The 10,966-nt window shown below is 61.8% G+C and carries 8 protein-coding genes; 2 read left to right on the forward strand and 6 right to left on the reverse strand.

Annotation, left to right across the window (positions count from 1 at the left end; all coding sequences use genetic code 11):
* Nucleotides 1-84: 84 nt before the first annotated feature.
* The gene (locus DW171_RS09695) at nucleotides 85-2,988 is read right to left on the reverse strand and encodes an ATP-dependent helicase (RefSeq protein WP_118271080.1); all 2,904 of its coding nucleotides are present in this window, start codon (nucleotides 2,986-2,988) and stop codon (nucleotides 85-87) included.
* Nucleotides 2,989-3,215: 227 nt separating this feature from the next.
* Nucleotides 3,216-4,196 (reverse strand): undecaprenyl-diphosphate phosphatase, encoded by a 981-nt coding sequence (locus tag DW171_RS09700; RefSeq protein WP_117766421.1) that lies wholly within the window; start codon nucleotides 4,194-4,196, stop codon nucleotides 3,216-3,218.
* A 249-nt stretch (nucleotides 4,197-4,445) separates the two neighbouring features.
* Here DW171_RS09700 and DW171_RS09705 point away from each other — a divergent pair, with 249 nt between their 5' ends.
* Nucleotides 4,446-4,883 (forward strand): universal stress protein, encoded by a 438-nt coding sequence (locus DW171_RS09705; protein ID WP_117583590.1) that lies wholly within the window; start codon nucleotides 4,446-4,448, stop codon nucleotides 4,881-4,883.
* Nucleotides 4,884-5,195: 312 nt separating this feature from the next.
* On the opposite strand, the gene DW171_RS09710 is transcribed toward DW171_RS09705, so the two are convergent.
* From DW171_RS09710 to purH, 4 genes are all read right to left on the reverse strand, one after another.
* Entirely contained in the window at nucleotides 5,196-6,239 is a 1,044-nt protein-coding gene (locus tag DW171_RS09710; protein ID WP_117564916.1) for a sensor histidine kinase, read from the reverse strand.
* 9 nt (nucleotides 6,240-6,248) lie between these two features.
* Entirely contained in the window at nucleotides 6,249-6,920 is a 672-nt protein-coding gene (locus tag DW171_RS09715) for a response regulator transcription factor (RefSeq protein ID WP_117564915.1), read from the reverse strand.
* Between the two features lie 179 nt (nucleotides 6,921-7,099).
* On the reverse strand, nucleotides 7,100-7,831 hold the full coding sequence (locus DW171_RS09720; protein ID WP_117759752.1) for a hypothetical protein: 732 nt from the start codon (nucleotides 7,829-7,831) through the stop codon (nucleotides 7,100-7,102).
* Nucleotides 7,832-8,081: 250 nt separating this feature from the next.
* Nucleotides 8,082-9,689 carry a bifunctional phosphoribosylaminoimidazolecarboxamide formyltransferase/IMP cyclohydrolase gene (purH, locus tag DW171_RS09725; protein ID WP_117583593.1) on the reverse strand — a complete coding sequence of 536 codons (1,608 nt, stop codon included), beginning with the start codon at nucleotides 9,687-9,689 and terminating at the stop codon, nucleotides 8,082-8,084.
* Nucleotides 9,690-9,966: 277 nt separating this feature from the next.
* On the opposite strand from purH, the gene DW171_RS09730 reads away from it, so the two are divergent.
* The gene (locus DW171_RS09730; RefSeq protein WP_117769936.1) at nucleotides 9,967-10,608 is read left to right on the forward strand and encodes a GNAT family N-acetyltransferase; all 642 of its coding nucleotides are present in this window, start codon (nucleotides 9,967-9,969) and stop codon (nucleotides 10,606-10,608) included.
* Nucleotides 10,609-10,966: the final 358 nt, after the last annotated feature.

The raw sequence follows: 10,966 nt of genomic DNA on the forward strand, positions 1-10,966 counted from the left end.
GAGAGCACTTAATGTGCTCTCCGTGCGAGCAGGACTGTCCGAGCAGGCGACCAAAGCCCCCGGCGCGCCCGGTCGCCCTTGCAGTTAGGCATTCAGCTTGACGATCGGCGCAAAGCCCTTCATTAGCTTTTTGGTCTGGCCGGTCTTTTCGAATTGGACCTCGATCATGTCTCCGGCGACCGAGATCACGGTACCCGTGCCAAAGGTCTTATGACTCACGGTATCGCCCGCGGCAAAATCCTGCGATGCGCTCGCGCGATCGACCTTGCGCTCCACCGTCGGCGACACCTTGGACGACGGCTTTTTGGCTCGCGGCGCGCCCGAGCCAAAGGTCGAGGCAACGCGGCCGGCGTCGGGCGAAACCCCACGATGGCGCTCGGTGCCATAAGTGCTGCCGCCAAAGAAGTCGTCAAAGCTCGACCCGCCGCGCGAGCCGGAGCCGCCGGTCGAGCGCGTATGCGAACCAAACACCTTGCCGCCATACATATCCGAGCCCATGCCCGAGCCAAAGGTGCCGTGACGGTCGCCGCGCTTTTCCCAGCCCGTGCCCTCAAAACCGGCAGAACCGATGCCGCTAAACTCGATGTCCTCAAACGGAATCTCGTTGAGGAAGCGGGAGCGCGGGTTGGCAGAGGTCGAGCCGTAGGTGCGACGCGTGGCCGCATAGGTCAGGAACAGGCGCTTACGGGCACGCGTGATGGCAACGTAGGCCAGGCGACGCTCCTCCTCGAGCTTGCCCGGATCATCGCTGCCGCCAAAGTCATGCACGTGTGGGAAGATGCCCTCCTCCATACCGGCCACGAACACCGCGGGGAACTCCAGGCCCTTGGCGGAGTGGATGGTCATCATGGTGATGGCATGCGTCTCGCCGGCCAGAGAATCCAAGTCGGAGCGCAGGGCCAACCACTCCATGAGCGCAGGCAGGGCCTTGCAGGTGAGCGGGCCGTAGGTGCGCTCGATCTCGTCGGCATGCACGGCGCCCGCCGGCAGCTCAGTCGGCACGGCATACGCGTTGCCCGCGATGGCAGCAGCCAGGGCATCCTGCGGCGAGAGCGCCGGGGCGGCTAGGCTATCGAGCGGATTGGAACCTGCAGCATCACGCGCGCCAACGAGCGCCTCAAACGAAGACGCGGGCGCGGACGGTCCCGGCTCGGGCACGGGCGCACTCACCACGACGGGCTCGGACTCGGCGCCGGCAGGCACGTCGGCAACACCGGCCGCGCGCAGCTCCTCTAAGCTCTCGAGCGTACCCTCGATATCCTCGTGCGTCTCCTCAAATTCGGCGGCCACGCCCAGGAATTCCTGGATGTTCTCGGCGCGGCTCTCGGACTCCATGGTGCCCTCGGCGCGGAAGGCCTGCAGCAGCCCCGTCTTGTCAACAATCATCTCGACAACGTCCTTGAGCTCGCCGTCCATGCGGCGGCCCTCGCGCACCAGCGACACAAAGCTCGACAGGCCATTGCGGACCTTGGCGCTAAACATGCCCGTCTCGGCGCACGCGATCTCGCAGGCTTGGAAGAACGAGCAACGGTTGTCGCGCGTCAGCTGCTCAATCTTTTGGATCGAGGTGGAGCCGATGCCGCGACGCGGCGTGTTGATGACGCGCTTGACGCTCATCTCGTCGGCCGGGTTCACGATCATCTTGAGGTAGGCCATGACGTCGCGGATCTCGGCGCGGTCGAAGAATCGCGTGCCGCCGACAATCTTGTAGGGCACGCCCGCGCGCAGGAACATATCTTCGAGAATACGCGACTGGGCGTTGGTGCGGTAGAACACAGCGATGTCGTCGTAGCTCGTGCCCTTGGCATGCAGCTTTTCGATCTCGCCGGCAATCCAGCGGCCCTCGTCGCGCTCATCGCTTGCCTGGAAGGCCTGGATCTTCTCGCCGTCGCCCTCGGCCGTAAACAGGCGCTTTTCTTTACGCTGCGAGTTGTGACGCACCACGGCGTTGGCGGCGCTCAGGATATGACCCGTGGAGCGGTAGTTCTGCTCCAGCTTGACGGTCTTGCAGTTTTTAAAGTCCTTCTCAAAGTCCAGGATATTGGTGATGTCGGCGCCACGCCAGCTATAAATGGACTGGTCGTCGTCGCCCACGACCATAAGGTTTTGGTACTTGGCGGCCAGCAGGTTGGCGATCTCGTACTGGACGTGGTTGGTGTCCTGATACTCGTCGACGCTAATATAGCGGAAGCGCTCCTGGTACTTGTCGAGCACCTCGGGGCGGGTGCGCAGCAACTCGAGCGCGCGCACGAGCAGGTCGTCAAAGTCCATCGCGTTGGCGGCACGCAGGCGGCGCTCCAGCTCCAGGTAGACCTGCGCGGCCTTTTTGTCGTTGGGGCTATCGGCGCTCTTGAGCATGTCCTCGGGCCCAATCATGGCGTTTTTGGCCGAGCTGATCTTGCTGCGGATCATGTTGAGGGGGAACTGCTTTTGCTCAATGCCGAGCGCCTGCATAATGTCACGCACCATGCGCTTTGAGTCATCGTCGTCATAGATGGTGAACTGACCGGTGTAGCCCAGCAGGTCGGCGTCCTCGCGCAGCATGCGCACGCACATGGCGTGGAAGGTGCACACCCACATGCCGCGGGTGCCACTGGGGATGAGTGCTGCCAGACGCTCGCGCATCTCGGCCGCGGCCTTGTTGGTAAACGTGATGGCCAGGACCTGCCAGGGCTTAACGCCCAGGTCGCCAAGCATATGCGCGATGCGGAAGGTCAGGACGCGGGTCTTGCCCGAGCCAGCACCGGCAAGGACCAGCAGTGGGCCCTCAGTGGTCAGGACCGCCTCGCGCTGGGCGGGGTTCAGGCTATCGATATCTACGAGCGGCTTGGCGGGCTTGGGCGCCGGAGCCGGGGCGTCGTAGATGTCGAGCGGAACGAGCTCGGGTTCCGGCGCGGCGGGGACGGTGTACGCATCGAGCGGCACGGGCTCCGGCGCGGGCGACACGGGCGCGGCAGTGTTCTTTTCCCAGGGCAGGGACTGGGTCATGGGCGACTCCTCATCTGACGGACGGCGCGCCTGCGGGCAGCGCCATAGTTTGAGCCGTATCAGTATACCGAGCCGCGCGGACTCCGACGCAAATCACACCACGACTCCGTGCGCCACCATCGGACCCACCCCATCGCCCAAAAAAGAGGGCAGCATAGACCTTTTGGTCATGCCGCCCTCGTTGAATGACAAGTTGTCGCTCTGGCCGCCGCGCAGCGTCAACCAAGTTACAGGCCGAGCATAGGCTCCAGAACGAAGAAGTACGCGAGCACCACGATGCCCAGGATGATGCGGTAGACGCCGAAGCACTTGAAGTCGTGACGGCGAACGAAGCCCATAAGCCACTTGATGGCAATGAGCGACACCACAAAGGCGACGACGCAGCCCACGCCCAAGATGGCGATCTCGTTGGTGCCGAACGTGCCGCCCTTGATGAAGTACTTGACCAGCTTGAGCGCACTCGCGCCAAACATGACAGGGATGGCCAGGAAGAACGTGAACTTAGACGCCACCGAGCGCGTGCAGCCCAAAAGCAGGCCGCCGATGATGGTAGAACCGGAGCGAGACGTACCAGGCACCAGCGAAAGCACCTGGAAGCAGCCGATACCCAGCGCAGTCTTCCAGCTTAGATCCTCGAGCGTGGCGATGGAACCAAAGTCCAGATTCTCGTCATCGTCCTCATCCTCAGCGGTAGCCGTGGCGGGCGCCGCAAAGTGCGCACCGGCGGGACGTCCACCCGACACCACAGCACGCGAACCAAACGAACCGGCAACGGCCATTTCCTCGCGCTTGCTCGCGCGCCAGTTCTCGATCACGATAAACAGCACGCCGTACACAATGAGCGCCAGCGCCACGACGGGAGCATTGTAGAAATGCTCCTCCATCCAGTCGTTGAGCGGCAGGCCGATCGCCGCCGCAGGAATGCAACCGAGCACAATCTTGCCCCACAGCACCCAGGTGTCGTGACGGCCCTCCTTGCCCTTGCTGGGCGAGAACGGATTGAGCTCATGGAAGAACAGCACACAGACGGCCAAAATGGCGCCAAGCTGAATCACGACCAGGAACATGTTCCAGAACGTCTCGCTCACGTTCATCTTGACGAACTCGTCCACCAAGATCATGTGACCGGTCGACGAAACGGGCAGCCATTCGGTGATGCCCTCGACCAGGCCCATGAAGGCAGATTTTAAAAGCTCGATGATATCCAAAGGGACCCCCTCGTTAGACACCCGCCGGTAGATGTTCTGCGGACGATGCGGGCGATGTCCCATTATCAACCGTTGGCGGTGCGACCGCGCCTACCCTTACCAAAAAACTCGCCCGTTCACAGAATTGCGAGCAGTTAAACCGAAATCCTTGGGTATAACTGTAACAAGATAAAGTGTCCGGCGGTCAACGCACCCGCGCCCGCCCGACGCACGAGCCCCGCGCCCGTGCGATAGACCAAGGAGGAAACCATGAACGAGGGTTACACCAAGGTATTTGTTTCACTCGACGGTACTGAGCAGCAGGATTTTGTGCTCGCACGCGCCATCAAGGTCGCCGCGAACAACGGCGCCAAGCTGATTATCGGCCACGTTATCGATTCCACGGCGCTCGAGAGCGCCGGCTCCTATCCGGTCGATTTGGTCAACGGTCTGGAGGAGGCCTTTAAGAACTCCATCGAAAAGCAGCTCGAAGAGGCCAAGGCCAATCCCGATATTCCCGAGGTCGAGGTCATGATACGTGCCGGTCGTATTCGCGAGACGCTCAAAGACGAGATGCTCGACGTGGTCAAGCCCGACCTGGTGCTCTGCGGCGCTCGCGGCCTGTCCTCGATCAAGTATGCGCTTCTGGGTTCGATTTCGACGTTCCTGCTGCGCAATACCGACTGCGACATTTTGGTCGTAAAGTAGCGTTGCTCCCACCGGCCGCGGGGCCTGCGGGGTTTCCACGGGCACGTCCTCGCCGCGTTGCGGCTGCGGGATGTGCCCTTAGGAAACCCCTCCCGGCCTCGCGGCCTTCGCAGCCTTACTTCAGCGAGTTGGCTGATAAAAGATGGCGTGCCGCCCCGTTGGGGGCGGCACGTTTTGTTTGGGCTGCACGTTTTTGTTTTGGGAGATCCATTTGAGCCTCATAGTTATGTTCACGTTCGGGAACATAACGCCAGTTGCCTTAGCTAAGTTCACGTTCGGGAACATAGCCGTCCGTAGCGCAAGACGGCCCGGCTACTCAAAGTATTGAAACTTGTTCGTCGAGAAGGCGAACGTTACGACAAAGCCTTCGCCGGAGTCGGATGCCGCCGTGACGTCGATGCCCATCTTGGAGCATAGGCGCGCCACCAGGTAGAGGCCGATGCCCGTTGCGCGCTTGGTGGTGCGGCCGTTGTCGCCGGTAAAGCCCTTCTCGAACACGCGCGGCAGGTCTGCCGCACACACGCCGCAGCCGTTGTCCGCAACGGTGAGCTCGATGCGCTCGCTCGCCAGGCCCTCGTCCAGTAACGCGCCCGAAAACACGATCTTCGCGCCGTCCTCGCGCGCATATTTAATGCTGTTCTGAATGAGCTGGCCCAGGATAAACTCGAGCCATTTTTCGTCGGTAAAGACCTCGAAGTCGAGGTTCTCGCACACCGGAGCCACGTGCGCCGCAATGAGCTCGCGCGCGTTGGCCTTAATCGCACCCGTCACCAAGGTCTTAAGGTCCCAGCGGCGAATCAGGTAGTCGCGCTCCACGACTTCCGAGCGCGCGTAGTACAGCGCCTGGTCGATATAGCGTTCCACGCGAGCCAACTCGCGACCCAGGTCATCGACACGTGTTGGGTCATCTGCGCCGCCGTCGAGGTTTTCCAGAATCAGGTGAGCCGCCGCCAGGGGCAGCTTGGCCTCGTGGACCCAGCTCTCGATATAGTCGCGATAGTCTTCGGTCTGACGCCGGCCCTCGGCAACCTCGTCGCAGGCGGCTTTGCCCACCCGGCACAGGACCTCGTACTCGAGCTCGCCCTCGGCATAGGTTGGGCATTGCACCATCTCCTGCACCCATGCGGGACTCTCGAGCTCCTCTGCCGCGCGCTCCAACTGACGCAGAAAACGGCGACGGCGAGCGTACTCGATCACGATGCCGAGCATACCGAAGATAAAGGACACGCCAACCGCCACGACCACGATAGAAACGGGTGCGCCGGCGACCGTCAGCACAAAGCAGCTCAGCAGCACGCCGCACGTCCACACGGCGACGGGAAGCAGTGCATCTTTAAAGAACTTGCCAAACGACATAGCCGGCCCCTAGACCGAATAGCCTTGGCCGCGATGCGTCGTCAAATACCCCTTGATGCCGATTTTTTCGAGCGTGGTGCGCAGGCGGTTGATGTTGACGGTGAGCGTATTGTCGTCCACGAAGGCGTCGGAGTCCCACAGGTCCTGCATGATGGCCGAGCGCGAGACGATCTTGCCCGCGCGGCTCAGGAGCAGCGAGAGAATGCGCAGCTCATTTTTGGTGAGCTCGGTGCTGTCGCCGGTCGCCGTGTTGGTGACCATAGAGCGGGCGAGGTCGAGCTCCAGCCCCTTGTGGACGAGCGTGCTGCGCTCGCCTGACGCCGCGGTGCGACGCAGCAGTGCGTTGATGCGCGCCACGAGCACGCGCGCGCTATAGGGCTTGGGAACAAAGTCGTCCGCGCCGAGCGTCATGGCCATGACCTCGTCGATCTCGGTCGTGCGCGAGGTGAGGACGATGATGGGGACCTCGGATTCGCGGCGAACCTCGTGGCAGATATGCTGGCCGTCCTTGACGGGAAGCGTGAGGTCGAGCAGCACCAGGTCGGGCGCGGCGGCGAGAATATCGCGCGAGACATGCTCGAACGATTCGCAGGCCTCGATTTCAAACCCGGCGCGGGCAAGGATGTCGACAAGCTCACGACGAATGGGCTCGTCGTCCTCAACGATATAGATTAGCGCCATGGATTCCGCTCCCCTCTTGGTTGTCTTGCCACCATTATGGCTGCGAAACTGCAGGTGCGCGCCACGCACGTCGCCAAGGTGACAGAACTGTTCGCGAGCGGGGGCGTTTTGTCCGCCTCGCACTCGCAGCGGTGGCGGGAACCAAAATGATTCTTTAATCCCCGTCCCAGAATAATCATTTAGCGGCGGGCGCGAAGCTTTTCGTAGCCGTCGGCAAAGAAGGCGACCGTCGCGGCATCAGACTCGGCGGCGTCGGCGTCGGTGGCAGGCACCACGCCGTGCTCGTCGCTTACCAGGAACAAGGCGCCCTTGAGCTGTGCGGGAATGTCTACGCGCGTGACCGGGATGCCCTTGGTCTGGGCCAGCTGCTCTATGAGCGTCGCCGTGCCACACAGGCACTCGTCCGCCGGCGCCACAAAGGCCAGCTCGCCGTTGTTGACGGCAGCGAGCAGCTCGGGCGCCACGCCGGTTTCGTCGGCCTCGGAGCGGGCCTCGGCGGAGCGGGCACGCAGCGCCTTGGCCGAAGTATCGGCCAGCGGCTCGTACTCACCCACCGTCATGGCGGCATTGCCGTTAACGTCGATCACCAGCATGAGCACGCCGTCGTGCGCGGTGTAATCGCCCTCGGCAAGCGACCACTCAACGTGCTGCTTGGCCCAGCTGAGCATGTTATGGGTAAGCGGCTCGCCCTGCACCAAGCGCTCGGACAGCGCGCGAATGTGACGGTTGAGCATGGGCACCTTTTTGTTGGACATGCGCCAACGGCAGATAAGCGCGGGCTTGTCGAGCGTAAACTTCTCGACCGCCTCCTGATTGGCGCAAAAGTCCTCGTACGCACGCTGGTCCTCGGCATTGCCAAACAGCTCTGCATCATCAATCTGGGGCATGGTCATACCTTTCGTGTTAGTCATTCCGTCCTCTTATACCAAAAAGACGGCCCTCCAAACGGAGCGGCCGTCTTTTGCAGAGATAATTTTAGAAGCGAGGCGGTCCAAGGGACGAGATAACATCCCATCCTCCCCAGTCAACCTAACAGGTCGGCGAGGGTTGCCCAGGTGCCGCAGATTGCCGTGAAAGAGGAGCGACGCGTACTTGGGTACGCGGGCGACGAATGAGCGACAAGGTGCGGTGGTTGGGCAAGCCGCAGCGCCACCTCCCTACTTAATGGCGGAAGTGGCGCGCACCCGTGAAAACCATCGCAATATTGTGCTCGTTGCAGGCCTGGATGCTCTCGTCATCGCGCTTGGAGCCGCCGGGCTGGATGATGCAGGTCACGCCGTGTGCGGCAAGCACGTCGACGTTGTCGCGGAACGGGAAGAACGCGTCGCTTGCGCAGGCAAAGCCGCCCTTCTCCACGCCCTCGCGCTCGCAGAAGTCCTCGGCGCGCTCGCAGGCAAGCAGCGCAGAGTCAACGCGGTTGGGCTGACCGGGGCCCATGCCAATGCCGGCCTTGCCCTTGGAGACCAGGATGGCGTTGGACTTGACGCCCTTGCAGACCTTCCAGGCAAACTCGAGCTCGGCCATCTCGGCATCGGTGGGCTTGCGGTCGGTGGGGAACGTAAAGGTCGCGGGGTCCTCGGTCACGTGGTCGACCTCCTGCACCAGCATGCCGCCGTCGATGGAGCGCAGTTCCACCTGGGCGCCGTGGTCCACGCCGCCGGTAGCCAGCACGCGCAGGTTGGGGCGCTTGGCCATGCGCTCGAGCGCCTCGGCAGTGTAGCTCGGGGCGATGATGACCTCGACAAACTGCTTGTTCTGATCGGCAAAATGCTCAACCAGCTCAAAGGGAACCTCGCGGTTGCAGGCGATGATGCCGCCGAAGGCGCTCTTGGGATCGCAGGCGAAGGCGCGGTCGTAGGCGGCCGTGATGTCCTCGGCAACGGCGGAACCGCAGGGGTTCTGATGCTTGAGGATCACGCAGGCCGGCTCGTCGAACTCGCGGACCAGGTTCCAGGCGGCATCGGCGTCCAGATAGTTGTTGTAGCTGAGCGGCTTGCCCTGGATCTGCTCGGAGCCCACAAGCGGGAACTGAGAGCTCGCGGTGTTCTCGCAGCCCTCGGCAAAGCGGTAGACCGTAGCCTTTTGCTGAGGATTCTCACCATAGCGCAGGTCGTCGACCTTCTCCAGCGAAATCTCGAGCTTGGCAGAGGTGTCCGCCACGTCGCTTGCCTGGGCGGCAAGCCAACGGGAGATAGCCGTGTCGTAGGCGGCGGTGGTCTGGTAGACCTTCACCTGCAGGCGACGACGGGTGGCAAGCGTGGTGCAGCCACCGGTCTCGCGCATCTCGGCCAGGACGGCATCATAGTCGGCCGGGTCGGAGATGACGGTAACGCTCGCGGCGTTCTTGGCGGCAGAGCGCAACATGGAGGGGCCACCGATGTCGATGTGCTCGATGGCATCCGCAAAGGTGACCTCGGGGTTGGCGACGGTCTTCTCGAACTCGTACAGGTTGACGACGACCAGGTCGATCAGCTTAATGCCGTGCTGGGCGGCCTCCTGCATGTGCTGCTCGGAATCGCGGCGGGCCAGCAGCGCGCCGTGAACCTTGGGGTGCAGGGTCTTAACGCGGCCGTCCATCATCTCGGGATAGCCCGTGAACTCCTCGATGGGGGTTACGGGAACGCCCGCGTCCTCGATGGCACGAGCCGTGCCGCCCGTAGAGATGATCTCGACGCCAAAGTCATCGACCAGCGTCCGTGCGAAATCGACGACGCCCGTCTTATCGGTAACCGAGATCAACGCGCGTGCGATCTTCACATCAGATCCCATGCAGTCCTCCTGTCTGGTACGCCGCCGTGCTCTGTGAGTCGGTGATACGTCGATCTGCAGCGCTCGCGCAGCGGCATTGAAAATACTGATTCAATGTAGCGCATCGAGCGCATCGATGCACCCCGCAACGGGCGCATGTGCAGAAAAAGTTTGCGAGCAGAGGGGATGGGCACGGCACCGGGCACGGTGAGTTCATGGAACACAGGGGCACCATAATTAGATGCCAATAGCGTGGTAGAACTGTGCTCGATATGCATCCGCAAAAGAAAGAGGCACCATGGTCTCGCGGGTTCTCTACCGACCGTTTGATACCGAAGACTTCGACGCCATCGCGCTGATTCTGCAGCAGCTTTGGCATAACAATTCGGATAACGATGAGTACAACCGCCTCGAGGCCGCGTGCGACCTCGCCCATTGCCTTTCGTCATCGACGTTTTCGCAGGTTGCCGTAATCGACGGTCAGGCGCGTGGCATTGCGCTCGCGCGCGCGGGACAGAGTTCCGGCGCCACCGTTAAGGAACACTGGATGGATACCGAACGCGCGCTGCTTTCGCAGATGCGCGAGCTGGAGCCCGATGTCTGCGCCGAGTATCTCTCGTTTGTGCGCGCAACCATCCGAACCAACAACCGCCTGCTCGAGAGCAGCCCGTTGCCGCACGACAACGAAGTCACGCTGCTCGCCGTCGATCCCGATGTTCACGGCCTGGGTGTAGGCTCAGTGTTGCTCGATGCCGCGGTCTCGTACCTGTCCTCGCGCGGGGCGACAAGGGCGCACCTGTACACCGACTCCAACTGCTCGTGGAAGTTCTACGAGTTGCACGGCTTTAAGCGCACGGCCACGCACCGCGCCAACCGCGAAGAGCGTCGTCACGACATGCCGCGCGAAAGCTTTCTCTACGAACTCGACCTAACAGCCTAGCCCAAGCAGCCACACCTAGTCATTTAAGAACGTCCCCAATGACTGATCCCCAACAACTAGTCATTTAAGTCTGTCCCCAATGAGTGGCCTAGGGGGTTTGTAGATAGCCGTGGACAAAATACATCAAATATGAGTACTGTTACCTTTTTAGTAGCAGCGATTCGGGGCATTTTTGATGCTTATAGGCATGACGACCAGCTGCACGAGCTGACGTAACTCCCCAAATGTTCAATAAAATGGGCTCCTAACGAGGAGTACTCTCATTAGGAGCCCATTATTATGTGCAAACATATGTGACCAACGCAGCAACAGGGTAGCGCGCAGAGATGTGGTGTAAGAGGCGGGGAATGCCCCGCCT

The organism is Collinsella sp. AM15-2, from assembly GCF_003471985.1.
Lineage (GTDB): Bacteria > Actinomycetota > Coriobacteriia > Coriobacteriales > Coriobacteriaceae > Collinsella.

What these genes read in the sequence shown, in the direction of transcription:
- DW171_RS09720 (WP_117759752.1), bottom strand. Translation starts at nt 7,831, where the DNA reads ATGACTAACACGAAAGGTATGACCATGCCCCAGATTGATGATGCAGAG.
- DW171_RS09710 (WP_117564916.1), bottom strand. Translation starts at nt 6,239, where the DNA reads ATGTCGTTTGGCAAGTTCTTTAAAGATGCACTGCTTCCCGTCGCCGTG.
- DW171_RS09695 (WP_118271080.1), bottom strand. Translation starts at nt 2,988, where the DNA reads ATGACCCAGTCCCTGCCCTGGGAAAAGAACACTGCCGCGCCCGTGTCG.
- DW171_RS09715 (WP_117564915.1), bottom strand. Translation starts at nt 6,920, where the DNA reads ATGGCGCTAATCTATATCGTTGAGGACGACGAGCCCATTCGTCGTGAG.
- purH (WP_117583593.1), bottom strand. Translation starts at nt 9,689, where the DNA reads ATGGGATCTGATGTGAAGATCGCACGCGCGTTGATCTCGGTTACCGAT.
- DW171_RS09705 (WP_117583590.1), top strand. Translation starts at nt 4,446, where the DNA reads ATGAACGAGGGTTACACCAAGGTATTTGTTTCACTCGACGGTACTGAG.
- DW171_RS09730 (WP_117769936.1), top strand. Translation starts at nt 9,967, where the DNA reads ATGGTCTCGCGGGTTCTCTACCGACCGTTTGATACCGAAGACTTCGAC.